25 protein-coding genes are annotated in these 26335 nt (G+C 66.0%); 11 read left to right on the top strand and 14 right to left on the bottom strand.

The window, feature by feature from the left end; all coding sequences use genetic code 11:
* Positions 1-169: 169 nt before the first annotated feature.
* Positions 170-1555 (top strand): M23 family metallopeptidase, encoded by a 1386-nt coding sequence (locus VLK61_RS19815; RefSeq protein ID WP_414636835.1) that lies wholly within the window; start codon positions 170-172, stop codon positions 1553-1555.
* A 47-nt stretch (positions 1556-1602) separates the two neighbouring features.
* Positions 1603-2715 (top strand): anhydro-N-acetylmuramic acid kinase, encoded by a 1113-nt coding sequence (locus VLK61_RS19810; protein WP_325423348.1) that lies wholly within the window; start codon positions 1603-1605, stop codon positions 2713-2715.
* A 76-nt stretch (positions 2716-2791) separates the two neighbouring features.
* On the opposite strand, the gene erpA is transcribed toward VLK61_RS19810, so the two are convergent.
* The 3 genes from erpA to rplM form a co-directional block, all read right to left on the bottom strand.
* A complete protein-coding gene (gene erpA, locus VLK61_RS19805; RefSeq protein ID WP_325423347.1) occupies positions 2792-3166 on the bottom strand; it encodes an iron-sulfur cluster insertion protein ErpA in 375 nt (124 codons plus the stop codon).
* Between the two features lie 349 nt (positions 3167-3515).
* Positions 3516-3908, bottom strand: coding sequence for a 30S ribosomal protein S9 (gene rpsI / locus VLK61_RS19800; protein ID WP_325423346.1), 393 nt, complete (start codon positions 3906-3908; stop codon positions 3516-3518).
* Between the two features lie 9 nt (positions 3909-3917).
* Positions 3918-4346 carry a 50S ribosomal protein L13 gene (gene rplM / locus VLK61_RS19795; RefSeq protein WP_325423345.1) on the bottom strand — a complete coding sequence of 143 codons (429 nt, stop codon included), beginning with the start codon at positions 4344-4346 and terminating at the stop codon, positions 3918-3920.
* A gap of 313 nt (positions 4347-4659) precedes the next feature.
* Here rplM and VLK61_RS19790 point away from each other — a divergent pair, with 313 nt between their 5' ends.
* From VLK61_RS19790 to VLK61_RS19780, 3 genes are all read left to right on the top strand, one after another.
* A complete protein-coding gene (locus VLK61_RS19790) occupies positions 4660-5427 on the top strand; it encodes a GNAT family N-acetyltransferase (RefSeq protein ID WP_325423344.1) in 768 nt (255 codons plus the stop codon).
* 129 nt (positions 5428-5556) lie between these two features.
* Positions 5557-6342, top strand: coding sequence for a DUF2726 domain-containing protein (locus VLK61_RS19785; RefSeq protein WP_325423343.1), 786 nt, complete (start codon positions 5557-5559; stop codon positions 6340-6342).
* Positions 6339-7361, top strand: a complete 1023-nt coding sequence (locus VLK61_RS19780; protein WP_325423342.1) for a serine/threonine protein kinase — start codon at positions 6339-6341, stop codon at positions 7359-7361. Before VLK61_RS19785 ends, VLK61_RS19780 begins: the two co-directional genes overlap by 4 nt.
* Here the strand turns inward: VLK61_RS19780 and htpG are convergent, their stop codons facing one another.
* Together htpG and VLK61_RS19770 are read right to left on the bottom strand one after the other, a co-directional pair.
* Positions 7362-9260 carry a molecular chaperone HtpG gene (gene htpG / locus VLK61_RS19775; protein WP_325423341.1) on the bottom strand — a complete coding sequence of 633 codons (1899 nt, stop codon included), beginning with the start codon at positions 9258-9260 and terminating at the stop codon, positions 7362-7364.
* Between the two features lie 167 nt (positions 9261-9427).
* Positions 9428-10777, bottom strand: coding sequence for a UDP-glucose dehydrogenase family protein (locus VLK61_RS19770; RefSeq protein WP_325423340.1), 1350 nt, complete (start codon positions 10775-10777; stop codon positions 9428-9430).
* A 147-nt stretch (positions 10778-10924) separates the two neighbouring features.
* On the opposite strand from VLK61_RS19770, the gene VLK61_RS19765 reads away from it, so the two are divergent.
* Positions 10925-11932, top strand: a complete 1008-nt coding sequence (locus tag VLK61_RS19765; protein WP_325423339.1) for an NAD-dependent epimerase — start codon at positions 10925-10927, stop codon at positions 11930-11932.
* A gap of 22 nt (positions 11933-11954) precedes the next feature.
* Here VLK61_RS19765 and VLK61_RS19760 read toward each other — a convergent pair whose 3' ends face one another.
* From VLK61_RS19760 to VLK61_RS19720, 9 genes are all read right to left on the bottom strand, one after another.
* On the bottom strand, positions 11955-14309 hold the full coding sequence (locus VLK61_RS19760) for a xanthine dehydrogenase family protein molybdopterin-binding subunit (RefSeq protein ID WP_325423338.1): 2355 nt from the start codon (positions 14307-14309) through the stop codon (positions 11955-11957).
* Positions 14306-14782 carry a (2Fe-2S)-binding protein gene (locus tag VLK61_RS19755; protein WP_325423337.1) on the bottom strand — a complete coding sequence of 159 codons (477 nt, stop codon included), beginning with the start codon at positions 14780-14782 and terminating at the stop codon, positions 14306-14308. Before VLK61_RS19755 ends, VLK61_RS19760 begins: the two co-directional genes overlap by 4 nt.
* Positions 14783-14823: 41 nt before the next feature.
* The gene (locus VLK61_RS19750) at positions 14824-15921 is read right to left on the bottom strand and encodes a nucleotidyltransferase domain-containing protein (protein WP_325423336.1); all 1098 of its coding nucleotides are present in this window, start codon (positions 15919-15921) and stop codon (positions 14824-14826) included.
* Positions 15918-16844 carry an HprK-related kinase A gene (locus tag VLK61_RS19745; RefSeq protein WP_325423335.1) on the bottom strand — a complete coding sequence of 309 codons (927 nt, stop codon included), beginning with the start codon at positions 16842-16844 and terminating at the stop codon, positions 15918-15920. Before VLK61_RS19745 ends, VLK61_RS19750 begins: the two co-directional genes overlap by 4 nt.
* On the bottom strand, positions 16841-17182 hold the full coding sequence (locus tag VLK61_RS19740; protein ID WP_325423334.1) for a hypothetical protein: 342 nt from the start codon (positions 17180-17182) through the stop codon (positions 16841-16843). Before VLK61_RS19740 ends, VLK61_RS19745 begins: the two co-directional genes overlap by 4 nt.
* Entirely contained in the window at positions 17155-17874 is a 720-nt protein-coding gene (locus VLK61_RS19735; RefSeq protein WP_325423333.1) for a hypothetical protein, read from the bottom strand. Before VLK61_RS19735 ends, VLK61_RS19740 begins: the two co-directional genes overlap by 28 nt.
* 151 nt (positions 17875-18025) lie before the next feature.
* The gene (locus VLK61_RS19730) at positions 18026-18772 is read right to left on the bottom strand and encodes a hypothetical protein (protein ID WP_325423332.1); all 747 of its coding nucleotides are present in this window, start codon (positions 18770-18772) and stop codon (positions 18026-18028) included.
* Positions 18773-18810: 38 nt separating this feature from the next.
* Positions 18811-20016, bottom strand: coding sequence for a pyridoxal-dependent decarboxylase, exosortase A system-associated (locus tag VLK61_RS19725; RefSeq protein WP_325423362.1), 1206 nt, complete (start codon positions 20014-20016; stop codon positions 18811-18813).
* Positions 20017-20094: 78 nt separating this feature from the next.
* The gene (locus VLK61_RS19720) at positions 20095-21699 is read right to left on the bottom strand and encodes an acyl-CoA ligase (AMP-forming), exosortase A system-associated (protein WP_325423331.1); all 1605 of its coding nucleotides are present in this window, start codon (positions 21697-21699) and stop codon (positions 20095-20097) included.
* A gap of 191 nt (positions 21700-21890) precedes the next feature.
* On the opposite strand from VLK61_RS19720, the gene VLK61_RS19715 reads away from it, so the two are divergent.
* From VLK61_RS19715 to VLK61_RS19695, 5 genes are read left to right on the top strand one after another with little or no spacing between them, the layout of a single operon-like run.
* Positions 21891-22139 carry a phosphopantetheine-binding protein gene (locus VLK61_RS19715; protein WP_325423330.1) on the top strand — a complete coding sequence of 83 codons (249 nt, stop codon included), beginning with the start codon at positions 21891-21893 and terminating at the stop codon, positions 22137-22139.
* Between the two features lie 10 nt (positions 22140-22149).
* A complete protein-coding gene (locus tag VLK61_RS19710; RefSeq protein WP_325423329.1) occupies positions 22150-23010 on the top strand; it encodes a hydrolase 2, exosortase A system-associated in 861 nt (286 codons plus the stop codon).
* Positions 23007-23867: a hydrolase 1, exosortase A system-associated gene (locus tag VLK61_RS19705; protein ID WP_325423328.1), complete on the top strand. Its 861-nt coding sequence runs from the start codon at positions 23007-23009 to the stop codon at positions 23865-23867. The genes VLK61_RS19710 and VLK61_RS19705 overlap by 4 nt, the downstream gene beginning before the upstream one ends.
* A 55-nt stretch (positions 23868-23922) precedes the next feature.
* On the top strand, positions 23923-25137 hold the full coding sequence (locus VLK61_RS19700) for a DegT/DnrJ/EryC1/StrS family aminotransferase (RefSeq protein ID WP_325423327.1): 1215 nt from the start codon (positions 23923-23925) through the stop codon (positions 25135-25137).
* A gap of 9 nt (positions 25138-25146) precedes the next feature.
* Positions 25147-26253: a GNAT family N-acetyltransferase gene (locus VLK61_RS19695; RefSeq protein WP_325423326.1), complete on the top strand. Its 1107-nt coding sequence runs from the start codon at positions 25147-25149 to the stop codon at positions 26251-26253.
* Positions 26254-26335: the final 82 nt, after the last annotated feature.

Genomic DNA, 26335 nt, shown 5'->3' with positions numbered 1-26335 from the left:
CGTGCTTTGGGGACTGGTGGGCGGTGGTTATACTGCCGCCTCGTCTGCGGGCATTGGGGCCTGGGCCGGCTGGCCTGACCACCCCTGTCGAGTGCGACCCACGATTCTAAGGGGCGCCTCCCGCAGCCTCCGGTTCACAGCTCGGCTCGCCTGGGCGGGATTGGGATTGCTGTTGTTGGAATCTGAAATCAAGTCATTGTTGTCGCGTCTGGCCCGGTTCAACGATCTGGCCCACAGGCACCCGCGCCGCGTCGTGGCCGCCGTTTGCTGCCTGCTCGGCGGTTTTGCGGTCACGGCCTTCGGTATCGCGCCGATGGCGCCTGACGCCGCCCAACTGCCGCAGCGCCTGGTCACCGAAGCCGTTCCTCTGAGCGGCCTGGACCAACAGCTGGATGAACTGGCCCAGCATGCGCTGGAATTGACCCGCAGCGACCTGACCCGCGCCAGTGATACCGCCGACAGCCTGCTGCGTCGCCTAGGGGTTGTTGACCCGGCCGCCGCCGCCTTCATCCGCAGCAATCGCGACGCCCGCCGCCTGATCGAAGGCCGCGCCGGCAAGATGGTGCAGGTGCGCACGAACCAGGATGGCTCGCTGAAGGATCTGGTGGCGCGCTTCCCGGCCCTGGACAGTGCCCAGCAGCTGACGCATTTCACGCGCCTGACGCTGCTGCCGGTTCACGGCCGCTGGCACAGCCGGCTCGAGACCGCCTCGCTGGTGGGGCAGACGCGCATGGGCAGCGGCACGATCCGCAGTTCGCTCTTCGCCGCCACCGACGAAGCCGGGCTGCCCGACAGCATCGCCAGCCAGATGGTCGAGATCTTCTCGACCGACTTCGATTTCCATCGCCAGCTGCGCAAGGGCGATGCGTTCAGCGTGGTCTTCGAGGCGCTGACCGCCGACGACCAGCCCATCACCTGGAACGAAGGCACTGGCCGCGTGCTGGCTGCCGAGTTCACCAACAACGGCAAGACCGTGCAGGCGCTGTGGTTCACCGACAGCAGCGGCCGTGGCGCCTATTTCGGCTTTGACGGCCAAAGCAAGCGGCGCTCGTTCCTGGCCAGTCCGATGGAGTTCTCGCGCGTGACCTCGGGCTTCGCGATGCGCATGCATCCGATCATGCAGACCTGGCGCGCGCACAACGGTGTCGACTATGGCGCGCCGAAGGGCACGCCGGTGCGCACGGTGGGCGACGGTACGGTCGAGTTCGCCGGCTGGCAGAACGGTTACGGCAATGTCGTGAACATCAAGCACAGCAGCGACAAGACCACCGTCTACGCGCACCTGAGCCAGATCGAGGTGCGCAAGGGCGACCGGGTGCTGCAAGGTCAGCGTGTCGGCCAGGTCGGCAGCACCGGCTGGGCCACCGGGCCGCACCTGCATTTCGAATTCCGCATCAATGGCCAGTTCGAAGATCCGCTGAAGATCGCCCAAGCGGCGGAGACGGTCGTGGTTGATGCGTCGGCGCGGCCGCGCTTCCTGCAGACGGCCACCGCTGCGCACGCGCAGCTGGATGCCGCCGAATCGCTGGCGGGCTACCGCGGCGACGCCGAGTAGCGTCGACACGGGCGGGCCGAGCGCCGGAACGTCCACCCCCTGCTGCGATGCGCTTGCTGTTCGTCGGCCTGATGTCCGGCACCTCACTTGATGGTGTCGACGCAGTGCTGGCAGCCTTTGAGGACGGCGCACCGCTGCGTGTGCTGGCCCACCACCACCTGCCCATGCCCGCCTCACTGCAGCCGCAGTTGCTGGCCCTGAACGCTGCGGGCCACGACGAACTGCACCACGCGGCATTGGCGTCCAATGCCATCGCGCGGCTGTATGCCGATGCGGTGCGTCAGTTGCTGGCCAAGGCTGGCGTGCCGGCTGCGGACCTGCGGGCCGTCGGCGCCCACGGCCAGACGGTGCGCCATCGCCCGCAGGCCTTCGACGGCACCGGCTACACCCTGCAGTTGCTCAACGGCGCCTTGCTCGCCGAGCTGTGCGGCATCGATGTGGTCTGCGACTTCCGCAGCCGCGATGTCGCCGCCGGCGGCCAGGGCGCACCGCTGGTCCCCGCCTTTCACGCTGCTTGTTTTGCGGGGCCTGGCCAGGCGCAGGCGGTGCTGAACATCGGTGGCATCGCCAACCTGAGCCTGCTGCATGCCGATGGCAGGGTGGGCGGCTTCGATTGCGGCCCGGGCAACGCACTGATGGACCAGTGGTGTCAGCAGCACCGCGGCCAGCCCTTCGACCATGACGGCGCCTGGGCTGCCAGCGGCCAGGTGCATGCAGGCCTGCTGGCGCAGTGGCTCGCTGAGCCTTTCTTCGACCAGCCACCACCCAAGAGCACCGGGCGCGACCTGTTCCACGCCGGCTGGTTGGCCGCCGGACTGGCAGCGCTACCGACGATTGCAGCGGAAGACGTGCAAGCCACTCTGGCCGAGTTGACGGCGCGTTCCTGCGCTGCGGCGCTGCGCCGCCATGCCGACGCAACAACGCGCCTGCTGGTCTGCGGTGGTGGCGCGCTGAACGGCCATCTGATGCGCCGCCTGGCAGCCCTGCTGCCGGGCGTGCAAGTGGCATCGACGGACACCGCCGGTTTGCCGCCGCTGCAAGTCGAGGCCGCGGCATTCGCCTGGCTGGCGCACGCCTTCATCGAGCTGCGGCCCGGCAATCGCCCGGAAGTCACCGGCGCCGCGGGGCTGCGTGTGCTGGGCGCGCTGCACCCAGCGTGATGACCCGCGCAAGAGCGACGAAGCCGCCCGCAGGCGGCTTCAACTCAGAGGGGCAGAGCGCCCCCCGGCCGCTGGATCAGGCCGAGAAGCTGGAACCGCAGCCGCAGGTGGTGGTGGCGTTCGGGTTCTTGATCACGAACTGCGCACCCTGCAGATCTTCCTTGTAGTCGATCTCGGCGCCGACCAGGTACTGCAGGCTCATTGCGTCGATCAGCAAGGTGACGCCGTTCTTCGACATCTGCGTGTCGTCGTCATTGACGACCTCATCGAACGTGAAGCCGTACTGGAAGCCGGAACAGCCGCCACCTTGCACGAAGACACGGAGCTTCAACTCGGGGTTGCCTTCTTCGGCGACCAGGTCGGCCACCTTGGCAGCGGCGCTGTCGGTAAAGACCAGCGGGGCCGGCATCGAGGTGGTATCAGCGGCGAGGTTTTCGACAACGGCGTTCATAGGGGACTCCAGACAAGAAATTCGGTGGGCTCAGGTATCGTTGGATGCTGCCAGCTTCAGCGTAAGCCGGTCGCTGGATTTCAGCAGCCGCAACGCGCCTTCTATCAGCGCGCCGGGATGCATTTCCAGCAATTCTTAGCGCACATCGCCAATGATGCGGGCTTTCGGCTCCAATTCAAGCAACTCGTGGCTTCCACGGGCCATTGACTTCGCCATTGATGATCACATGGCCGGCCTTGACCTTGCCGCGAGCCCGGGCTTTCCAGCGTATCAGCGGTTCCAGAAGTGAACAAGGGCCGCACAGTGGCGGCCCTTGAGGGTGGGTCTCGTGGCGAAATGCCCCGATCGATCAGCGCTTGCTGAACTGCTTGCGACGGCGCGCGCCGTGCAGACCGACCTTCTTGCGTTCCACTTCACGGGCGTCGCGGGTGACGAAGCCGGCACGGCTCAGTTCACTCTTGAGGGCTGCGTCATAGTCGATCAGCGCCCGGGTGATGCCGTGGCGCACCGCACCGGCCTGGCCGGACTCACCGCCGCCGTGCACGTTGACCTTGATATCGAAGGCCACTTCATTGTTCGTCAGCATCAAAGGCTGCTTGACGATCATGATCGAGGTCTGGCGGCCGAAGTATTCCTGCACCGGCTTGCCGTTGACGACGATCTGGCCGTCGCCCTTCTTCATGAACACGCGGGCCACAGAAGACTTGCGGCGGCCGGTGCCATAGTTCCAATTACCGATCATCACCGCTCCTTAGATTTCCAGCGCCTTGGGCTGCTGGGCGGTGTGCGGGTGGGTACCACCGGCGTACACCTTCAGCTTCTTGATCATCGCGTAGCCCAGCGGCCCCTTGGGCAACATGCCCTTGACAGCCTTTTCGAGCGCGCGGCCCGGATGCTTGGCTTGCATGTCCTTGAAGCTCGTGGCGTGGATCCCGCCGGGATAGCCCGAGTGGCGGTAATACACCTTGCTTTCGGACTTGCTGCCGGTGACACGGATCTTGTCCGCGTTGACGACGACGATGAAATCACCGGTATCGACGTGAGGCGTGTAAATGGCCTTGTGCTTGCCGCGCAAACGGAGTGCCACTTCGCTGGCGACACGTCCGAGCACCTTGTCGGTGGCATCAAGCACAAACCACTCGTGCTTCACTTCGGCCGGCTTGGCGCTGAAGGTCTTCATGAGGGTCTTTCTGATAAGGTCGCTTCGCGCTGCACAAGCTGGCAAACGCGGATGGCGACCGGACAACGGCATTTGAGATTCTTTCGACCCCTCGGAACTGCTTATCAAGGCAGCCTCTCGGGATGGCGACCGGAGTCGCTTCAGAGTGAAGTGCCCGGCAAATCTCGCCCCGCCGTTTTTTGGGACAGCCGAAGATTGTAGCGTGGTTCGTGATCGGCTTGGGAGTTGACACGTCGACCGGCTCGCCAAAGGGACATCACCGCCCAAGGGCTCCGGGTTAGTATCAGGGTAACTACCTATCTGGAGCCGATCCATGGCAGCTTCCATCAATGCCAGCGGTCCGTCGGACCCCGCACACCCTGAGCGCAACGCGGCACTGGCTGCAGCCTTGCCGCCGGAGGCCGAGCCGGCCCATCGGCTGGCCTGGATTCCCATTCGATCGCTGGCAGCGGCCCACCGGCCGCGCATCCTGACTCACTTGCTGGCGCTGGACGAGCGCGATCGCTACCTGCGATTCGGCTACCCAGCCAGCGACGGCCAGATCGCGCGCTACGTCGAGGGCCTGAACTTCGAGCGCGACGAAGTCTTCGGCGTCTTCAATCGCCGACTGCAGTTGGTCGCACTGGCGCACTTGGCCTACCCGCCGGACGAGCAGGTCGCCGCGCAGACCGATGCAGCAGGCGAAGCCCGCATGAGCGCAGCGGCCGAGTTCGGTGGCTCGGTGGCAGCGCACTTGCGGGGCCGCGGGTTCGGCGCTCGCCTGTTCGAGCACGCGATGCTGCATGCGCGCAATCGCGGCCTGGACACGCTGTTCATCCACGCGCTGAGCGAAAACACCGCAATGCTGCGCATCGCCCGCAAGGCCGGCGCCACCGTGGAGCGCGCCGGAAGCGAGTCGGATGCCTACCTCAAACTGCCGCCCGACACCCTGGCCTCGCGCATGGAGCAACTGGTCGGCGAAGGGGCGGCCGCGCTGGACTACCAATTCAAGCAGCAGGCCCGTCTTGTCGATGCGGTGATCGACGCGTTTGCCGAAGTGCGCACTGGCATCGGCAAGTCCGGCGGCCCCGGCACCAGTTGAAGCCACCCCAGCCGAGGGGAAGCCGCGCCGAAAGGGCCAGGGTAAGATGAGTCGAACATAGCGTCACATGCGCTTCACGGTCGTGGCTGTGAACGTGGCCGATCCGGCCGTCGCTGTCGTCCCAGGCCCATGCAGCAGACCCTTCCGTGGATCATCGCCCTCGTGGCCGTGGCCGTGCTGGCCCCGGCGGCCGTGTGGTTCGCGCTGAGGCCGCGCCAAGCCGCCAAGCCCAAGCCGCTGCCGACCGAATGGAACCTGACGGCGCGGCCGGTGTTCAGCACCGACGAGCGCCGGGTCTACCGCCAGTTGCGGGAAGCCTTGCCCCATCACATCGTGCTGTCCAAGCTGCCCCTCGTGCGCTTTTGCCAGCCGAATGATCCGCAGCAGGTGCGCTACTGGTACGACATGCTGGGCTCGATCCATGTCACGTTTGCCGTCTGCAGTGCCAACGGCCGGGTGCTGGCGGCCATCGACCTGGCCGGCGACCGCGGCAACCCGAGCCGGTCGATGCAGATCAAGCAGGCCGTGCTCGGGGCCTGCCGGGTGCGCTACCTGCGCTGCCCGGTTGACCACCTGCCGTCGATCCCGGAACTTCAATTGCTGGTACCGCAAAGCGCCGCCGCGTCCCGCGGGCCGCAGCCGGCCCCTGCCGTCTACCGTGCGCGAGACTCGCTGTCCACCGCGGTGGCCTCGCGCCGCCGCGAGCGCACGACGCTGTGGCAGGACTCCGGCTTCTTCCATGATTCTTTCTTCGCACCGGACACCCGGGGCGACGCCACCAACAGCGAGCTCGGCACCCTGGGAGGCGGCGGCCGCGCCACGCCTCTGTCCAACGAAGGGCCGCCCACCGAACCACCGGGTGATACCTCCGGCGACTCGGCACCGCCGCGCTACCCCTCGCAGGTCCGTCATTGAACCCGGCTGACGCCGGCGCGCAGCATCCCTACGAGCGGCTGACACCCCAGGCCGTACTCGACGCGCTGGACGCCGTCGGCCAGCGCGGCGATGGTCGGCTGATCCAGCTCAACAGCTACGAGAACCGCGTGTTCCAGGTGATGCTGGAGGACGGCGGCGCGGTGGTGGCCAAGTTCTACCGACCCGGCCGCTGGAGCGACGCGCAGATCCTGGAAGAACATGCGTTTGCGCTGGCGCTGGCCGCCGCCGATGTGCCGGTGGTCGCGCCGCTGCTGCTGCCGGACGGCGGCACGCTGGCACATGTGCAGATCGATGGCCATCCGTTCCGCCATGCCATCTACCCGCGGCGTTCGGGGCACGGCCCCGAGCTCGACGACCCCGAAACGCTGCGCTGGCTGGGCCGCTTCATCGGTCGCCTGCATGCCGTCGGGGCAGAACAAGCGTTCGTGCATCGCCGCACGCTGAATGCCGAGACCTTCGGCCACGCGGCCTTGCGCCGCCTGCTGGCGCTGGACATGATTCCTCCGGCACAACTGTCAGGCTGGCAGCGGGCTTGCGAACAGGCGCTCGCAGCCATCGACGGGGCGTTCACCGGCGCCCAGCCGCTGCGGCAGCTGCGCCTGCATGGCGATTGCCACCCGGGCAACATCCTCTGGCGCGACGAAGGCCCGCATGTCGTAGACCTGGACGACGCCTGCATGGGTCCGGCGATCCAGGACCTGTGGATGCTGCTGTCCGGCACACCAGAGGCGATGCGCGGCCAATTGGCCGCGGTGCTCGAAGGCTACCGCCAGTTCAGCCGCTTCGATGCCCGCGAGCTGGCGCTGATCGAACCACTGCGCACGCTGCGCATGATCCACCACAGCGCCTGGATCGCCGAACGCTGGAGCGACCCGGCCTTCCCAGCCGCGTTTCCCTGGTTCGGCACCGGGGGCTACTGGGGCCAGCAGACCACCCAGCTGAACGAGCAGATCGAAGCGATGGCCGAACCACCGCTCGATCCCGCCTGGCTGGACTGATCAGGTCGACAGCAAGCGCGTCACGCGCTGCACATAGCTTGCGGGATCGTCGAGGTGCCCGCCCTCGGCCAGCAAGGCCTGGTCGAACAGGATGTTCGCCAGATCCTCGAAGCGCGCATCGTCGCCGACCAAGCGCTTGACCAGCGCATGCTCGGGGTTCACCTCCAGGATCGGCTGCGTCTTCGGCGCCGCCTGGCCGGCTTGCTTGAGCATGCGCGCCAGGTGCGAACTCATGTCGCCCTCCTCGACGACGATGCAGGCCGGTGAATCGACCAGCCGCGTCGTCACGCGCACGTCCTTGGCGCGCTCCTTCAGCGCCGCCTGCAGCTTTTCCAGCGTCGGCTTGAAGCTCTCGGCGGCTGCTTCGGCCTGCTTCTTCTCTTCGTCGTCCTGCAGCTTGCCCAGGTCCACAGCGCCCTTGGCGACGCTTTGCAGCGCCTTGCCTTCGAACTCGTACAGGTGGCTCAGCATCCACTCGTCGACGCGGTCGACCAGCAGCAGCACCTCGATGCCCTTCTTGCGGAAGATCTCCAGCTGCGGGCTGGACTTGGCCGCCGTCAGGCTGTCGGCGGCGATGACGTAGATCGCTTCCTGGCCTTCCTTCATGCGCGACACGTAGTCGGCAAAGGACACACCTTCGTCGGCATGGGTCGACGCAAAACGGAACAACTTGGCCAGGCGTTCGCGGTTCTGGTGGTCCTCGCCAATGCCTTCTTTCAGCACCGCGCCGAATTCGTTCCAGAACTTCTGGTACTTGGCCTTGTCGTCGGCGCGAGTGTTCTCATCTTCGCTGTCGGCCAGCGCCTCCAGCATGCCCAGCACCCGCTTGGTCGAGCCTTCGCGGATGGCCTTGACGTCGCGGCTTTCCTGCAGCAACTCGCGCGAGACGTTCAGCGGCAGGTCGGCCGAATCGATGACGCCCTTGACGAAACGCAGGTACACCGGCATCAGCGCTTCGGCATCGTCCATGATGAAGACGCGCTTGACATAGAGTTTCACGCCGCCGCGCTTGTCGCGGTTCCACAGGTCGAACGGCGCCTTGGCAGGCACGTACAGCAGTTGGGTGTACTCGCTGCGGCCTTCGACGCGGTTGTGGGTGTAGCTCAGCGGCGCTTCCGTGTCGTAGCTGATCTGCTTGTAGAACTCCTGGTACTCGGCATCGGTGATATCGCTCTTGCTGCGCGCCCACAGTGCGGCGGCCTTGTTCACCGTTTCCCATTCGTCGGTGAGCACCTGCTGGCTCTTCTCGGCGTCCCAACTTTCCTTCTTCATCAGGATGGGCAGCGAGATGTGGTCGGAGTACTTGCCGATCACCGACTTGAGCTTCCAGGTCTTGAGGAACTCGTCGGCCTCCTCGTCACGCAGGTGCAGAACGACATCGGTGCCGCGCTCGGCGCGGGTGATGGTTTCCAGCTCGTACTCGCCGGTCCCCTCGCTGCTCCAGCGCACCGCCTGGTCCGCCGGAAGGCCGGCGCGGCGGGTCTCGACGGTGATGCGGTCGGCGACGATGAAGCCGGAATAGAAGCCGACACCGAACTGGCCGATCAGGTTGGCGTCCTTCTTTTGCTCGCCTTCGAGCTTGGCCATGAACTCGCGCGTACCGCTCTTGGCGATGGTGCCCAGGTGCGAGGCGGCTTCTTCGGCGCTCATGCCGATGCCGTTGTCGCGGATCGTCAGCGTCTTGGCTTCACTGTCGAAGAAGACCCGCACCTCCAGGTTCGGCGCGCTCTCGTACAGCGCGTTGTTGTCCAGCGCCTCGAAGCGCAGCTTGTCGCAGGCGTCCGACGCGTTGGAGACCAGCTCACGCAGGAAGATTTCCTTGTTCGAGTACAGCGAGTGGGTGACGAGGTGCAGGATCTGCTTGACCTCGGCCTGGAAGGCATGGGTTTGTTTGTTCATGGTGACGAATATCCCTCGGGAATCAGGCAAAAGACCAGCCGCAATGACCGGTGCGCGGCGGGCACTTTGGGGCCGTCACCGGGGTTTCAAGATGGGAAACGCTGCGGATGGCAGCGTCGCGCTGCAGTTGCGACGCCGCCTGGCCCTTGGAAACGCCCGCATGTGCCCTATGGGGCGCGGATCCCTGCGGTGGGTGCGCCCCGGCCAATGCCGATGTAGTCGATGCCGAAGGCCTGCATCAACACTGGATCGTAGATGTTCCGGCCATCAAGCACCAAAGGTTGCTTGAGGGTGGCCTTGATCCGATCGAAGTCGGGGTTGCGAAACTCCTTCCATTCGGTCACGACCAGCAAAGCGTCTGATCCGTCCAGGGCCGCCTCCTGGTTCTCCACGAAGGTCAGCCCCGTCGTGCCCTCAAGCACCCGCTTGGCTTCGGGCATGGCGATCGGGTCGTATGCACGAATCGCAGCCCCTCGCTTGACGAGTTCGACAATGATCGCCCGGCTCGGCGCCTCGCGCATGTCATCGGTGTTGGGTTTGAATGCCAGGCCCCACAGTGCGAAGGTTCGCCCCTTCAAGTCCTCACCGAAGCGCTCGACGACCCGGCTGACGAGTACCTGCTTCTGCCGCTCATTCGCCGCCTCCACCGCCGTGAGCACCTCAAGAGTGATGCCCTTGTCTGCCGCGGTGCGAATCAGGGCCTTGACGTCCTTCGGAAAACACGATCCGCCGTAACCGGCACCGGCATACAGAAAGTGGGTGCCGATGCGAGGGTCGCTGCCGATGCCTTTGCGCACCAGTTCAATGTCCGCCCCCAGGACATCGGCCAGGCGCGACAGCTCGTTCATGAAGCTGATACGCGTGGCCAGCATCGCGTTGGCCGCGTATTTCGTGAACTCGGCACTGCGCAGGTCCATCATGATCAGCTTGTCACGATTGCGCATGAACGGCGCGTACACCGCACGCATCAGCAAGCCGGCGCGCTCGTCGTCACAGCCCACCACGATCCGATCGGGCCGCATGAAGTCGTCGACTGCCGCCCCCTCCTTGAGGAACTCAGGATTGCTGACCACCGCAAACGGCAGGTCGATCGCGCGCGCCGCGAGCGCATCGGCCACCGCAATGCGAACCCTGTCAGCGGTTCCGACCGGCACCGTGCTCTTGTCCACCACGACCTTGTAGTCAGTCATGTGCTGTCCGATGGCGCGCGCGGCTGCCAACACGTACTGCATGTCCGCCGATCCGTCTTCGTCGGGCGGCGTGCCAACGCCGATGAACTGCAGCGTGCCATGCGCAACAGCGGCGGCGGTGTCACACGTGAACTGCAGGCGCCCCGCACCGGAATTCCTCTGCACCATCGCTTCGAGCCCGGGCTCGTGGATGGGCACCTCCCCCCGGTTGAGCATGTCGATCTTGCGCTGGTCAACATCCAGGCAAACCACATGATTACCCATATCGGCCAAGCAGGCGCCCGTGACCAGACCCACATAGCCTGCGCCGATAACCGTGATCTTCATACTCAAGCTCCCATAAGCAGTCTTGCTGCGCGAAAAAAGTCAACCGTCCCGGATTCTGCCCAGGCCTGGTGCGCTGCCTGTCGCAAGCTCGGTGGTCCATGCAGGGTCGATGCCAGGCGAGAATGACACACCCATGTGCGCAGACTTATGAAAATCCTTCTCACCGGTGCCGCCGGATTCATTGGCTCGCATGTCGCCAAGCTGCTGCTGGATCGCGGCGACGAAGTCATCGGCCTCGACAATCTGAACGACTATTACGATCCGCAACTCAAGAAAGACCGCCTGGCGCAGTTGTCCAGTCGTCCGTTGTTCCGCTTTGTGCATCTGGACCTGGCAAGCCGCGAAGACATGGCGGCGCTCTTCCAACAGGAGCGCTTCGATCGGGTGGTTCACCTTGCCGCACAGGCCGGTGTGCGGCATTCGCTGATCGACCCCCACGCGTACATCGACAGCAACATCGTCGGATTCATGAACATCCTGGAAGGCTGCCGGCATTCCGCGGTTGAGCACCTGGTGTATGCGTCAAGTTCAAGCGTGTACGGCAACAGCACCGTGCTGCCCTTTGCCGAGCAGCAGCGCGTAGACCACCCGATCAGCCTCTACGCCGCCACCAAAAAGTCGAACGAGCTGATGGCCCACACGTACAGCCATCTGTTCAGGTTGCCAACCACCGGCCTTCGCTTCTTCACGGTCTACGGTCCCTGGGGCCGACCGGACATGGCGCTGTTCCTGTTCACCAAGGCCATCCTTGCCGGCGAACCGATCAAGGTGTTCAACCGCGGAAACATGCTGCGCGACTTCACCTACATCGACGACATCGCGACCGGTGTCATTCTCACACTCGACCGCGCGCCCACATCGCAGCCGGACCACGTAGCAGCAGAAGGCGATCCAAGTCTCAGCGACGCGCCGTACCGCCTGTTCAACATCGGCAACACCCAGCCGGTGAAACTGATGGACTTCATCGAGGCGATCGAACGCAGCGCCGGCAGATCGGCAGTCAAGGAGTACCACGACATGCAGCCCGGTGACGTGCCGGCAACCTGTGCCGATGTATCGGCACTCGAACGCTGGGTCAATTTCCGACCCGACACGTCGATCGACGTGGGTGTCGCGCGCTTCGTGGCCTGGTACCGCCAGTATTACGGCGTTTGACCAGGCCTGCGGTCGACAGCCGTCACGCCCGGAAGGGCGACGGATCGACCTCCTTCAAGTTCAGGGCGCGCCACACGCGTTCGGCCGTTAGCGGCATCTGCAGGCCCTCGCCCAGTGCGCCGAGGCCGGCGTGGTCGAGGGCGTCGATCACTGCGTTCACGACCGCCGGCGTCGCGCCGATCGTGCCCAGTTCGCCGACGCCTTTGACGCCCAGCACATTGGTCAGGCAGGGGATCGAGGTGTCGAACCGGGTCTTGAAGCCGATGAAGCCATCGGCATGCGGCAGCGCGTAGTCCATGAAGCTGGCGCTCTGCAGCTGGCCGGTCTCGCTGTCGTAGGCCACCGCTTCGCACAAGGCCTGGCCGATGCCTTGTACCGCGCCCCCTTCGACCTGGCCGCGCACGATCGTCGGGCTGACGACGCGGCCGATGTCGTTCACCGAGGCATAGGCCACCACCTGCACGCCGCCGGTGTCGGCATCGATCTCGACCTCGCAAATGTGGCAGCCGTTGGGCCAGCTCGGCGCGCCCGCGGTGCTGCTGCCGTCGACCTGGATCTGTGCGCCGGCCTGCTTGCCGGCCAGCTCGAACAGGCCGACGCCCAGATCGGTGCCGGCCACCGTGAAGCGGCCGGCGGCGTATTCGACGTCCTGCACCGGTGCCTCCAAGGCCTCGGCGGCCAGGCCCTTGGCGTGGTCAACGGTCTTGCGCGACACGACGTCCACCGCCGAGCCGCCAGTGAACAGCGAGCGCGAACCGGCACTGCCGAAGCCATTGGCCCGGTCGGTGTCACCCTGCAGCACGCGGATGCGCTCGATCGGCACGCCGAACACATCCACCGCCAACTGCGCATAGCTGGTGGCAATGCCCTGGCCCATGGCCTGCGTCGCCGAGCCGAGCTCGATATAACCGTCGGCGGTGACCTTGACGCTGACACGTTCTTCCAGCGCGTTGCCGCCGGTCCACTCCAGGAACGTCGCGATGCCACGACCGCGCAGCTTGCCGCGTTGCGCAGAAGCTTCGCGCCGCGCCGCAAAGCCCTGCCAGTCGGCCAGCGCCAGGCTCTGGTCGAGGATCTTCTCGAACTGCCCGCAGTCGTAGACCTGGGCCATCGCCGTCGTGTACGGCATCTGCTCGGGCCGGATCATGTTGCGGCGCCGCAGCTCGGCGGGGTCCAGCTTCAGCTTGCGTGCAGCCGCATCCATCAAGCGCTCGATCAGGTAGATCGCCTCGGGCCGGCCGGCGCCGCGGTAGGCGCCGGTGGTCGCGGTGTTGGTCATCACCGCGGTGAAGGCCAGGTCGATCAGCGGAATGTCGTAGATGCTGGTCGACACCCACGGGCCGACAATGACCTGGATCGCGACGCCGGTGGCAGTGGCATAGGCGCCGACGTTGGCCACCCCCCGCACGCGCAGCGCCAGAGCCTTGCCCTGCGCATCGAGCGCCAGTTCGGCGCGGCTGGTCACATCGCGGCCATGCACGGCCGACAGGAACTCCTCGATGCGCTCGGCGCGCCACTTCACCGGCTGCTTCAGCGTCAGCGCGGCATAGGCCACGGCGATGTCCTCAGGGTAGGCCCCGGTCTTCATGCCGAAGCCGCCCCCGACGTCGCCAACGCGGACCCGCACGCGCTCGGCGCTCAGCCCCGGAATCGCATCGACCAGCGTGCCGCGCACACCAGTTGGCATCTGGCTGCTGATGTGCACTTCCAAGCGGTCGTCATCGGCATTCAGCAGCGCCAGCATGGCGCGCGGCTCGATCGGGCTGGGCGCCAGGCGCTGGTTGTGGATGTCCAGCGAGACGACAAGCGCGGCCCCGGCGAAAGCCGCCTCGGTGGCCTGGGCGTCGCCATGGCGCATGCCAGCGGCGACGTTGTCCGGCGCCTGGTCACACAGCTGCGGCGCGCCCGGCTTCATCGCGTCGAAGGCATTCACCACCGAAGGCAGCTCTTCACAATCGACCCAGACCGCTTCCGCCGCGGCACGGGCTTGCTCAATCGACGCGGCCACCACCACGGCCACGGCCTCGCCGACGAAGCGCACCCGCTCGTGAGCCAAGGCACGGCGATCGGCCGATGCGGCCGGTGATCCGTCGGGCCGCGGGAAGCCCACCGGGCCCGGCATCGGCTTGACACCGGCAGCCACCAGGTCGGCGCCGGTGTAGATGGCGACGACGCCGGGCATCTCGAGCGCAGAGGACACGTCGACCGAACGGATGTTGGCGTGGGCATAGGTCGAGCGCACGAACACCGCATGCAGCTGGCCGGGGTAGCTCAGGTCATCGGTGTAGCGGCCCTGGCCGGCCACCAACAGCGGATCTTCCAGCCGGTTGATCGCCCGGCCGCTGCCGAAGCGCGCGGTTTCCAGAGTGGCGCTCATGCGGCCTCCCCTTGCGCGGCCTGGGCCGCTTGCTGAACCGCCGCGACGATGTTGACGTAGCCGGTGCAGCGGCACAGATTGCCTTCGAGCGCGTGAACGATCTCGGCTTCGCTGGGCCGCGGCGTCTTCTTCAGCAGGCAGGCCGCCGTCATCATCATGCCGGGCGTGCAGAAGCCGCATTGCAAGCCGTGACAGTCGATGAAGGCTTGCTGGACCGGATGCAGGCGCTCGCCCTGCGCCAGGCCTTCCACCGTCGTCACCTCGCAACCCTGAGCCTGGACGGCCAGCATGCTGCAACTCTTCACCGCCTCGCCGTCGACATGCACCGTGCAGGCACCACATTGACCGGTATCGCATCCGGCGTGAGTGCCGGTCAGGTTCAGCCCGCCGCGCAGAAAGTCGACAAGGAGTGTGGATGCCAAAACCTCTGCATCCACCGGCTGGTTGTTGACACGCAATTTCAGCTGGGTCATGGGCGTTCAAATCCGGTTTTGATGACCCCAATGGTAGCGGCTCAGGCCTCCTCGGGATCAGGAGTCAGGCGCATGAAAGCCTTGACCGTCAGGTGGCGCAGCAGCATCCATGGCGGCATGCGCAGCCAATGTGCCCGCAGGTACAGAAGAAACAGTGCCACCGGTGTCCATCCGTCAACGGCGGTGCTGTGTTGCGAACTCAGGGCCCGGGACCAGACCCGCTTCATCAGCACTTCGGAAGGCCACGACGGCGCGGCTGCACGGCGGCAGACATCCAATGCCGGCTCGGGGATCGGCGTGCCCAGGATCCCACGGGTGCATGTCAGCCCAAAATACAACGGCCGCATCAGGTCGAGCGCGCGCGCCCGCTCGATCAGGAGCGTCCACCATGGTTCGTCAACGCCGAGCTCGCGCAGCAACAAGTCCAGGTCCGACAAATCGCGCAGCCCCCGGCTGAGGTCGTCGTTGTAGAACAAGTGGGTCATGCTGTGCAGCACCAGGTCCGTTGGAGCCAAGGTCGCCACGCCATGCCAACCAGGAACCGGCCGCGCCGCGCCGAACAACAGGGCGGGATCCAGGCGAGTCCCGGTGGTCCCCGGCAAGAGTGTGTGGTGCACATCCAGCACGGACTGGCGGAGGATGTGCCGCAACGGCGGCAGTTCGTGCATCCATTCGCGGTAGTAGCGCTGGTCGTACGGGGAGTGATGGGTGGTCATCCAGCCACGCTGCATCAGCGCCGATTCCGCGACATTCAAGTGCGCTTTCGGCACCAACAGATCGACATCCGAGAACGAGCGCCCCTGGCTTGCCGGCAGCTGCGACGCCACGTACGCCGCTCCCTTGAGCAGAATGACCGTGAGCCCCAACGGCTCGAGCGCGCCGCGAACAGCTTCGATTTCATGCCTCACTTCGTCGTGCTGGGCACTGGTGCGCCGTTGCTCGGCGCGGATGTGCGCCAGGGCCTCCGGCGGCACGGATTCCGACAACCGGCGTCGGTCCAACAGGGCTCCGATTCGGGCCAGCACGCCGGCTGCGCGGGCCTGCCGGACCACGGTGCTCCATTGCGCCGGGTTGAGCTCCAGCAGGCGCTGCGGCTCGCACAGACCCATCAAGGCCCAGTCGGGCTCAGCTCGCCTCATGCGTCAGGCAGCTCGGCAGTCCCGGCCAACGCGTCAAAGACAGCCACCGCATCCTCCAGACGGCCATAGGTGAACTCGTAGCACTCACTGCGGCTGACCATGTAAGACAGCAACTCGAAGCCTGCGCGGCGATGGATATTGAAGTTGAAAGTGCTATCCACGGCCATCATCATGGCGCGAGCCTTCGGCATGCGCTCCAGCTTGGCGTCGGCTCCTTCCCGATACTTCGGCACAACGATCCACCCAGGTCGCGCCGGCTCGCCCGCGCGCAAGACGGCCTCTGCATCGGGTTTGCAGTGTGCGACACTGCCCTTGGTGGTGTCGCGCACAACGTCACTGAGTATCGCTCCCTGGACGAACTCGCGAATCACGTCGATCGAGGCGTTCTTCAGGCTGATGGGGCGGGGCACCGGCAGGATGAGTTGCCGCTGCGGATCGATCACCGTCAGCTCGTCCGAGAGCAGCCGCCATCCGTTGAAGGCCAAACCCGCGCAAAGCGTGCTCTTGCCCGACCCCGACGGCGCAGGCAGTACCAGCGCTCGCCCGCCTCGCTCAAGCACCGCCGCGTGCAGGGTCACATACTGGTGACAGTTACCATAGATGCACCAGTTCATCCCCCATTCGAACAGCGCAAAACCCTGATTCACGGGCAGCGGGGCGAACGGGGCCACCCCGTCAAAGCGAAAGAGAACCTGCGGTCTGATCCAGTGCCGGAGCCCGTCCGGACGGTCGACACTGATCACGAAGTCAGTGAACGAGGACTCCGGTTCAAGATCATGCGAAGCGTAAAGGGCACCCAGGCCGCGGACAAGCTCGGGCAGGCGAGACTGGACCGCTGTCACGAACGGGCCGGTGCGAAGCCGCAGGCTTCCGCAGGCGAGTTGCCGGGTCAGCTCGGCAGGAGACAACGCGCCCAACTTCAAGACGCGACCTTCTGGACCAGGCCAACCTCGCACAAGCCGCTCAGCAGCGTGATCAGCGCCTGGTGCTCGTCTTCGAGGACTGGATCGACGCTCACCCCGGCCGTCGCCTCGAAGATCTGGCGAACCGACATCGGTCCGGTCGCGGAACTCAACAAGCCCGCAAAGACGCTACCCGCGGCCTCGGACAAAAGGTGACAGGCGCCTGTCGCGCCGTCAAAAACCACGAACTCATGGCCCCACTCAGCCAGTGCAAATCGCTGTTGCTGAGTGGGAACGGGCAGGCTTGCTGCAAAGCTCGCCTCGCCCCAGCTCAGCTGGTGCACATCGAGTTCAACCAATTGCAGGCATCATCAATTGTCCAGGCCAGGGTACAACTCGAACCCGGCGGCGTCCAGGTACCGGACCCGGACTTGCACGCCTCCCAGATTTCACGAATCTTGTCCTGATTGCAGACCTGGGCGGGGATCAACCCAGCCTCGCAGCTCAGCAAGGCGGCAGAACAATGAGCGGCGAGCTTGAGGCGTTGCGCGCTCGACGACGGGTTGTTCTGCAGCTCTTGCTTGGACCAGTACTTGTCCACCGTCGTCCCGGCACGTGCGCAGTGCCGGTTCATCACCTGGTAGTGGTCCGCAGTCGTCGACCACGATTCACCGCAACTCGACCTCACTTGCGGACTGTAGCTTCCGACATGCTTGGTCGTGGGCACGCACGGCCAGCCATGACCGCTGGTCTTGCAGGCCGGTTGCCCGCCGTTGTTCTTCGTGGAATCGCACGCGTCATTGCTCCACCGGACATGGCTCTTGCCATCGCAGGAGTACTGGCCCCGTGTGGGCGCACTGGTCGATGCCGAACACTTGGCTGACGCCGTCTTGACGAGATTCCCAGCGATCGCAGGCCCGCTCGAAATGCTCAACAGGACTGGTGCCGTACCCAGGGATTTTCTCAGCAGTCGCCGACGCGTCTGCTTTCTGGCATCGACAACGGCGCTTCGCGCCTGGTCATCGCCTTCCAACTTCGGCCGGATATCCATCGTGTCTTCTCCAAGCGAACCTTTGCGGCCATTGTAGGAAGGCCGGTAGTGTTCATGTCCATCATCACACCCCACGGTTCGGGGGGCCGGTGTGCGATTTCAGGCAATTGTTGCTGCAGAACTGTCGCAAACCTTGTCGTCGTCCCGCAGCTTAACGGCGCCGATGGCGTCGAGAGGCAGCACCGGTGGCCAGCATGAGCAGCACGGCAGAAACCCCGGCCACGACCACCCATTCACGGTATTCGCGCAGCAGGCGCAGGAACTTCCGGCTGGGCGCGTTGTCGAGGCCGGCGCCGTGCAGATCTCCCTTGTAACCGGAGGACTCGCTGGCAGTGCCGTTTTCGGCCGCAAACTGCGGCCCCAGGCTGCCGCTCCAACGCCGCCTCTCGGTGCCATCGGACTCGCCCGCTTCGGTCATTTCAGCGGACCCGGGCGCAAGAAGCGCGCTGCCGGCTGCTGGCTGGCCCGCCTGGGATGTCGCGCCTTCCGTTGAGCGGCGGCGCCCCGGTTTTGCCGCTTCGGCTTCCGCGCCGCCAATCAACGCCGCTTTTGGACGATCCTGGAGCTCCAGCAGCAGATCGAGATTCTTCTGCCCGGTACTGGATTCGAGCGCTTGACTCTTGTCCAAACCCGGCGGCTTGACATCGGGCGATCGGCTCCTCGGCGCCCCAGGATCAGAAGGCCGCGAATCGCCCGCACCAAGCGATTCGGCCGGACCTTCGGTCGAGTTGGGTTCATTGACCGGCGCCGCAAGAGCCAGCTGTGCAGCCGACCAAGACACCACCAAAAGCCATCGGATGCTGTTCATATTGCAGCGCATAACGCCAAGCAGGCGTTCGCCCATTGCGGACCACCCGCGCCACATTCTGACACCCACCGCCAGTTGTAACAGGCTCATTTTGAGCCTGACCACTCAAACGAGTGGTCGAGCGCCGCCTACACCAGCACCTCGATGCAGGGCGGATGCCCGAGGAATCCCTGTGGGCTGGCGCTCGCGCCGTACGCGCCGGACTGAAACACCACCACCAGATCGCCAGGCTCGGCCACCGCAAGATCCATGCGATCGGCCAACAGATCCAAGGGCGTGCACAAGGGCCCGACCACCGAAGTCGCCTCACGCTCTTGCGCATCCACCTTGTTGCCGATGGTGACCGGGTAGTTCTTGCGCACGACCTGTCCAAAATTGCCGGAGGCCGACAAGTGGTGGTGCAGCCCACCATCGGTGACCAGGAAGACCTGGCCTCGCGACAATTTTCGATCGATGACGCGGCAGACGTAGAGCCCGGCCTCCCCCACCAGGTAACGTCCCAGTTCAATGACCAGCTTGGCCTGCGGCATGTCGGCTCGCGCACGGTGCAGAAGGCCCGCCAGGTTGTCGCCGATCGGCGTCAAGTCGAGCCGCTGCTCGCCTGGGAAATAGGGAATGCCAAAGCCACCGCCCAGGTTCAGGAAGCGCACCGGGTCCGGCGCCATCTCCGCGAGGCGCAGCGCCAGGGCATAGGCCTTTTGCTGGGCATCACAGATCGCATCGGCGCGCAGGTTTTGTGAGCCGGCGAAAAGGTGGAAACCCTCGAACACCAGCCCCGACTGGCCGATGTGTGACAGCAGTTCCGGCACATGCTCGACATCCACGCCGAATTGCTTCGGCCCCCCGCCCATCTTCATGCCCGAACCCTTGAGTTCGAAGTCGGGGTTCACGCGCACGGCCACGCGGGCCGGCAATCCGAGCGCCTGGGATATGGGCCCCAGCAGCCGCACCTCGCGCATCGACTCGAGGTTGATCAGCACCCCCGACGCCACCGCTTGGTGCAGCTCCAGGTCTCGCTTGCCAGGCCCCGCGAAACTGACATGCCGCGGGTCGGCCCCGGCATCCAGTGCAACCCTCAATTCGCCGGCCGAGGCCACGTCAATGCCGTCGACCAGCCCCGCCATGAAACCGACCACCGCCGGCATGGGGTTGGCCTTCATCGCGTAGTGCAACTCGATGCCATCCGGCAGCGCCCGGCGCAGTTCACCCACGCGGTCGCGCAGCAGGCCTCGGTCGTAAGCGTAGAAAGGCGTCTGGCCGACACGCTGCGCAAGGCGGGTCAGCGCCATGCCACCGACCTGCAATTCACCGCCGATGACCGGAAACTGGCTCATCGCCACGTGCGCCACGGCACGCACGACGGGTGGACGCTCGGTCACGATGCAATCTCGTCGAAGTATGACGGCATCAGCTCAGACGACATGGCGCTCCACCCAGGCAGTTGACAGCAGTTTGCGATCGATCTTGCCGTTCGGGTTGCGCGGCAACGGACCCGCCATCACCTCGATGCCGGCGGGCAGCATGTAGGCTGGCATGCGCGCGCGACATGCCGCAAGCAGCGCATCCAGATCCAGCGCCGCAGCCTCGACGGGCGCGGTGGCAATCACCTGGATCGACTGGCCCAGCGCGGCGTGATCGACGCCGAACGCGACGCACTCGCCCACCAAGCGCGTGGCATAAAGTACCTCTTCGACTTCGGTCGGGCTGACCCGGTAACCCGATGTCTTGATCATCTCGTCACGCCGGCCGATGAAATACAGAAAGCCCTCGTCGTCGCGCTTGACCGTGTCGCCGGAAAACACCGCGTACTCCGGCAACTGCAACCCCGACTGCCGACCCGGCGCGCCGGCCGGCAACAGGCGATACCGCTCGGCCGTCTTCTCGGCGTCATTCCAGTAACCCATGCCCACCAGGGCGCCGCGATGGACCAGTTCGCCGGGTTCATCGACCGCGCAGGCCGAGCCGTCCTCGCGCAGCACCAGGATCTCGGCGTTTGGAATGGCTTTGCCAATGGAGTCCGGCCGTCGATCGACCTCATCGGGCGGCAGGTAGGTCGAGCGAAAGGCCTCCGTCAAACCGTACATCAGGAAGGGCTTCGCGCGCGGGACGCGCTGGCGCAGCAGCCCCAGCGTGTCGCGCGGCATGCGCCCGCCGGTGTTCGCGAAGTAGCGCAAGTTCTGCCCGATGGCGGCTGGCCAATCCAGTTGCGACAACTGGATGTACAGCGGCGGCACGGCCGTGAGGCCCGTGACCCGTTCTCGCTCCAGCGCCTTGAGCACGTCGCGCGGCAGCAAGTAGTTCAGCAGCACCACGCGCGCTCCGGCATGAAAGCCGGTGGTCAGCTGGCTGAAGCCGGCATCGAACGACAGCGGCAACGCCGCCAACAACGTGTCGTCGGCATGATTTCCCAGGTAGCTGGCCACGCTCTTGGCGCCGACCACCATGTTCCTGTGGGAAAGGACCACGCCCTTGGGTCGGCCCGTGCTGCCCGACGTGTACAGGATGGCCAGCATGTCGGAGTCGATGACGCGATGTCCCGCCCGCGTCCCATCGAGTTGGCGCCAATCATGCACGGCCGCCGCACCCGCCGCCCCGGCGGCCGGCGCATCCGCCGAACCGCCGCACAGCACGACATGGCGCAGCGACGGGCAGTCGGCGAGCGAATCGGCGATCAGCGCCCATCGTTCCGGCGACGTGACCAGTGCGCTCACGTCGCAATCGTCGACGATGAAAGCCACCTGCTCCGGCTTGAGCAGCGGGTTGATCGGCACGAAGACGGTGCCGGCCGCTGACGCGGCAAAACTGGCAATGACGGATTCGAATCGCTTCTCGAGATAGATGCCAACCCGCTCGCCGCGCTGCAAGCCCAGTTCCATCAACGCACCGGCCACCCGCTGCACTTCGTTGGCCAGGGCGGCATAGGTCAGCGATCCTTCACCGTGGGTCAGGGCACGTGCGTCCGGTGAACGCGCCGCGGACAGAGTGATCAATTCGTGCAGCAGGGTGGATTCGGGCATGCTTGAGTCGCTCGACGGGACGAAGTGTGCAGGGGAAAGTCCCGGGAAAGTATGGCACGCGGCCTCATGGGTGCCTCTGCGGCAAGCGCCTGCCGAGTGCCAAGTTCGCCACGCTTGCCTGGCGCGTCCGGCACGGAACCCCCCCTAGAATTCGCGCTTCATGCACTCGGCGCCCGGCGCCCGCTTCTTCCATGGATGTGACCGCAAGGATTCTGAGCGTGCTCGACGAGGTGCTGAGTCTCGGCGGGCGCGCGGCCGCTTTCACGGATCGCACGCCGCTATTGGGCGCGATCCCCGAGTTGGACTCGATGGCCGTGGTCAGCCTGATCACCAGCCTGGAAGATCTGTTCGGCATCGTCGTCGACGACGACGACATCGATGGCGACACCTTCGCCACCGTCGGATCGCTTGTCGCTTTCGTCGACAGCAAGCTGGCCTGAGCGTCGCATCGTGGCCGGCGGGATCGACGCCTTCTACCTGGCGGCCGACCAGCAGCGAGGCGGCCAACGCTTGTGCCTGTACCACCCGGGACGGGCCGGCGTTCCCCGCGGCGCGGTGGTCTATGTGCACCCGTTTGCCGAGGAAATGAACAAGTCGCGACGCATGGCGGCGCAACAGGCGCGTGCACTCGCCGAAGCGGGCTTCGCCGTGCTGCAGATCGACTTGCTCGGGTGCGGCGACAGCAGCGGTGACTTCGGCGACGCCACCTGGGACGATTGGGTCGCCGATGTCGAACACGCCAGCCGCTGGCTGCGGCAGCGTTGTGACGCCCCCCTGTGGCTGTGGGGATTGCGCGCCGGCGCACTGGTTGCCGCCGCAGCGGCCCAACGCATGGACGAACCCTGCCATTTCCTGTTCTGGCAGCCGACGCCGGTAGGAGCGGTGGTGCTGCAGCAGTTCCTGCGCTTAAAGGCAGCCGCCGGCTTGGCCGACGGCGGCTCGAAAGCCGTGCTGAACGAAGTCCGCGGCAGCCTGGCCCACGGGCGCAGCGTCGATATCGCAGGCTATGCGCTGCCGGCGGCGCTGGCGCGCGGTCTCGAAGCTGCCACGCTGGCGCCGCCCCGCAGGCCTGGCCGCGTCGTTTGGCTGGAAGTGTCGAACCGCGAGGATGCAACGCTCGGCCCGGCATCGGTCAATGCCGTCGAGCGCTGGCGCCTGGCTGGCTGTGAGGTGCATGCGGCGCTTGTACCAGGCCCGGCGTTCTGGCAGACCGTGGAAATCGAGGACGCGCCGGCACTGCTGACGGCCACCACGGCGCAACTTGCCAGCGCCGCAATGCCGGCCGTCGTTGCCGTGGATCATCAGCCGTGAGCCACGCGTCGACGCTGCAACCGTTGCTCTTCGCGTGCGAAGGCGAGACCTTGCTCGGGATACTGCACCGCCCCTCCGATGCCCTTGCCGCAGCGCGCTGCGGCGTCGTTATCGTCGTCGGCGGGCCGCAATACCGCTGCGGCAGCCATCGCCAGTTCATCCAACTGGCCAGTGCGCTGGCCGAGGCGGGCCACCCGGTGCTGAGGTTCGATGTTCGGGGCATGGGCGACAGCAGCGGCGCCATGCGCAGCTTCGAGCAACTCGGTGCCGATATCCGTGCAGCCATCGATCAACTGCTGGCACAGCAGCCGGGTCTCGAGCAAGTCGTGTTGTGCGGGCTTTGCGATGGGGCCTCGGCCGCCCTGCTGTACCTGCATGAAAGCCCCGATCCGCGTGTGCGCGGCCTGCTGCTGATCAATCCGTGGGTGCGCTCGACGACGAGCCTGGCGCGCGCCCAGGTCAAGCACTACTACCGGCAGCGTCTGCTTGAACCCGCCTTCTGGCGGAAGCTGCTTGCCGGTCGCGTTGCCGTCCAGGCCTTTCGCGACTTGCTGGCCAACCTGCGCGCAGCGCGCGGACGTGGCCCGGCGGCAGCCGCGCCGCTGGCGTTCCAGGAGCGCATGGCCCGGGCCTGGAATGCCTTTGACGGTCGCATCCTGTTGGCCCTCAGCGGCAACGATCTCACTGCCCGTGAGTTCGTGGAGTTCACCCGTGCCGATCCGGCCTGGCGCGGCGCGCTCGAGCGCCCAGCCGTCTTGCGCCACGACCTGCCGCGCGCCGACCACACCTTGTCCGAACGCAAGGACCAGCACGCGCTCGAATCCATCACGAAACGCTGGCTCCCGACCCTGGTCTAGCCGTTGCAGAATGCCGGGCCCGCCGCGGGCGCCGACCGAGAGCCCGACCCAGGCCATGACCACGCCTCCCCCGTTGCTGAACAGCGCCTCCCCCGGCCTCCAGGTGGCCGCCGGCGAGTCGCGACCCATGCGCCTGCCCAGCGGGCCAGTACTCGGCTGGAGCAGCTTCGCCGGCACCAAGTCAACGGCCCTCCCCTGCGTGTCCGGCCTGCCGAATTCAATGCTGACCAGCAGCGGCCGCGCCTCGCTGTACCTGGCACTGCGCCAGCTCGACTTGCCACCGGGCAGCCAGGTGCTGGTGCCAAGCTACCACTGCCCGACGATGGTTGCCCCGGTGGTCTGCGCCGGCCTCGTGCCGGTGTTCTTTGCCATCGACGCGCAGGGGCTGCCGATGCTGGACAGCATCACGGCAGCACAGAAGGGCGACGCGCGCGCGATGATCGTCGCCCATTACTTCGGCTTGCCCAAGAGCCTGAAGGACGTGCGGGCGTGGTGCAGTCGCGCCGGCATCGCCCTGATCGAAGACTGCGCGCACAGCCTGTTCGGGCGCGCCGGCGAATTGCCGGTGGGGGCCTGGGGCGACTTCGCAACCGCCAGCATCTCGAAGTTTCTGCCCGTGCCCGAACTGGGCTTGCTGGCCAGCGCCAATCGGCGCATCGAGATCGGTGCGCAAGAAGCCGCACCGCTGCGCAGCCAGCTCAAGGGCGTGGTCGACGTCCTCGAGTCGGCGTGCGTCTTCGGTCGCCCCGCCGGCATCAGCACGCTGCTGCAAGCGCTGTTCGGATTCAAGAATCGCCTGCGCAAGACGCACGGCGGTGCCTCCGAGGCCACACCGAGTGCGGAGGACATGATGCGCATTTGCGACATGGCACGCATCGATCAGACGCCGCTGCTGCTCTCGCGGTGGCTGTTCAGAGCACTGCCGCTGGCGCGCGTCGTCGAACGCCGGCAGTCGAACTACGACCTCTTCGCGACGCAACTGCAGGGTCTGCCGGGCACACGTTTCATCGCCGAGTCGCGCCCGTCCGACGCTGCGCCCTATGTCTTCCCGCTCTGGGTTCAGGCGGCCGAGCGCACCTACCTCGCGATGCGTGCCAAGGGCCTGCCGGTATTTCGGTGGGACCGCATCTGGCCCGGCACGCCGGACGACGCGCACGACGAGGGCCCGCGCTGGAGCCGGCATGTGCTGCAGTTGCTGTGCCACCAGGATCTGTCGTCAGACGACGTGCGCCAGGTGGCCACCGAGTTGCGAAACACACTTCACCATTGACAGGCGACCATGACACCTCCTCGACCACCCCGCCTGGCCTGGAAGAACGTGAATGCCGGGCTGCTCGCAGGCCAGCCCACGCTGCAGGCGGACTGGAACCGGCTGAATGCGGCGCAGGTGAACCTGCCGTTCCTCGACGCCCGGGCGATCATCGCGGCACTGCGCTGCTTCGGCCGAGGCGACGAGCGCCTGCTGATCGCGAGTGCCGGTGAGACCGGCAAGCCGGTCGCGATGTTCGTGCTCAGCCGGCGCGGGGCCGGGCAGTGGGAGACATTCCAGCCATCGCAGTTGCCGCTGGGCGCCTGGGTGGCAGAAGCCGACTGGACGGCACTCGCGCTGGCCGAATCCCTGCTGCGTGGTCCGCTGGCGGCCAGCCTTGTCCTCTCCATCACCCAGGTCGACCCGCGTCAATCGCCCGCCCCAGCCGACGGCCCGGCCCATGTACGCAGCGACTACATCGAGACCGGCTGGATCGACATGGCTGGCAGCTTCGACGCCTATTGGGCGCTGCGCGGCAAGAACCTGCGCAGCAACATGCGCAAGCAGCGCAACAAGCTCAGCGCCGACAAGGCCGATGCGGAACTCCTCGAATGGCGCAGCGCCAGCGACATGGCGCCGGCCATCGCCCGCTACGGTGCACTGGAGAGTGCGGGCTGGAAGTCGGAGAAGGGCACGGCCATCCACCCCGACAACGACCAGGGCCGCTTCTACGGCCAGCTGATGGAAGAGGCCGCCGAGCGCGGCGAAGCGGTGATCTACGAGTATCGGCTGGGTGGTCGCACCGCAGCCATGCACCTGTGCCTGCGGCGAGACGCGGAGATCGTCATCCTGAAGACGACCTACGACGAGAGCATCGACAAATCGCTATCACCCGCCTTCCTGTTGCACCAGGAAGAATTGCAGCGCATGTTCGGCGAAGGGCAGACACGGCGCCTGGAGTACTACGGCCGCCTGATGGAGTGGCACACGCGCTGGACCGACAACAAGCGCACGCTGTACCACCTGACCTGCTACCGCTGGCCATGGCTGAAGAAGTTGAAGCAGGTAATATCGGCGAGGTCAAGCCCAGCCGCCGATGCGGCAGGCGAGAACCAGGTCTCCCGGCTGCATCAATGAGCTGCCGTCGACCTCCCGGGCACATCGCCCCTGGCGCATTGGAGTACGACCTGATGCCAGCCACCGCCTACCTCCACTTTTC

This window comes from Aquabacterium sp. (assembly GCF_035476535.1).
In the GTDB taxonomy this organism is placed as follows: domain Bacteria; phylum Pseudomonadota; class Gammaproteobacteria; order Burkholderiales; family Burkholderiaceae_C; genus Pseudaquabacterium.
The sequence above is the reverse complement of the archived record's forward strand: the minus strand, read 5'-3'. Positions and strand labels throughout refer to the sequence as shown.

Coding starts and splice junctions, on each gene's coding strand:
- VLK61_RS19810 (WP_325423348.1), top strand. CDS start 1,603: ATGCGCTTGCTGTTCGTCGGCCTGATGTCCGGCACCTCACTTGATGGT.
- erpA (WP_325423347.1), bottom strand. CDS start 3,166: ATGAACGCCGTTGTCGAAAACCTCGCCGCTGATACCACCTCGATGCCG.
- rpsI (WP_325423346.1), bottom strand. CDS start 3,908: ATGATCGGTAATTGGAACTATGGCACCGGCCGCCGCAAGTCTTCTGTG.
- rplM (WP_325423345.1), bottom strand. CDS start 4,346: ATGAAGACCTTCAGCGCCAAGCCGGCCGAAGTGAAGCACGAGTGGTTT.
- VLK61_RS19790 (WP_325423344.1), top strand. CDS start 4,660: ATGGCAGCTTCCATCAATGCCAGCGGTCCGTCGGACCCCGCACACCCT.
- VLK61_RS19785 (WP_325423343.1), top strand. CDS start 5,557: ATGCAGCAGACCCTTCCGTGGATCATCGCCCTCGTGGCCGTGGCCGTG.
- htpG (WP_325423341.1), bottom strand. CDS start 9,260: ATGAACAAACAAACCCATGCCTTCCAGGCCGAGGTCAAGCAGATCCTG.
- VLK61_RS19770 (WP_325423340.1), bottom strand. CDS start 10,777: ATGAAGATCACGGTTATCGGCGCAGGCTATGTGGGTCTGGTCACGGGC.
- VLK61_RS19765 (WP_325423339.1), top strand. CDS start 10,925: ATGAAAATCCTTCTCACCGGTGCCGCCGGATTCATTGGCTCGCATGTC.
- VLK61_RS19760 (WP_325423338.1), bottom strand. CDS start 14,309: ATGAGCGCCACTCTGGAAACCGCGCGCTTCGGCAGCGGCCGGGCGATC.
- VLK61_RS19755 (WP_325423337.1), bottom strand. CDS start 14,782: ATGACCCAGCTGAAATTGCGTGTCAACAACCAGCCGGTGGATGCAGAG.
- VLK61_RS19750 (WP_325423336.1), bottom strand. CDS start 15,921: ATGAGGCGAGCTGAGCCCGACTGGGCCTTGATGGGTCTGTGCGAGCCG.
- VLK61_RS19735 (WP_325423333.1), bottom strand. CDS start 17,874: ATGGATATCCGGCCGAAGTTGGAAGGCGATGACCAGGCGCGAAGCGCC.
- VLK61_RS19730 (WP_325423332.1), bottom strand. CDS start 18,772: ATGAGCCTGTTACAACTGGCGGTGGGTGTCAGAATGTGGCGCGGGTGG.
- VLK61_RS19725 (WP_325423362.1), bottom strand. CDS start 20,016: ATGAGCCAGTTTCCGGTCATCGGCGGTGAATTGCAGGTCGGTGGCATG.
- VLK61_RS19720 (WP_325423331.1), bottom strand. CDS start 21,699: ATGCCCGAATCCACCCTGCTGCACGAATTGATCACTCTGTCCGCGGCG.
- VLK61_RS19715 (WP_325423330.1), top strand. CDS start 21,891: ATGGATGTGACCGCAAGGATTCTGAGCGTGCTCGACGAGGTGCTGAGT.
- VLK61_RS19700 (WP_325423327.1), top strand. CDS start 23,923: ATGACCACGCCTCCCCCGTTGCTGAACAGCGCCTCCCCCGGCCTCCAG.
- VLK61_RS19695 (WP_325423326.1), top strand. CDS start 25,147: ATGACACCTCCTCGACCACCCCGCCTGGCCTGGAAGAACGTGAATGCC.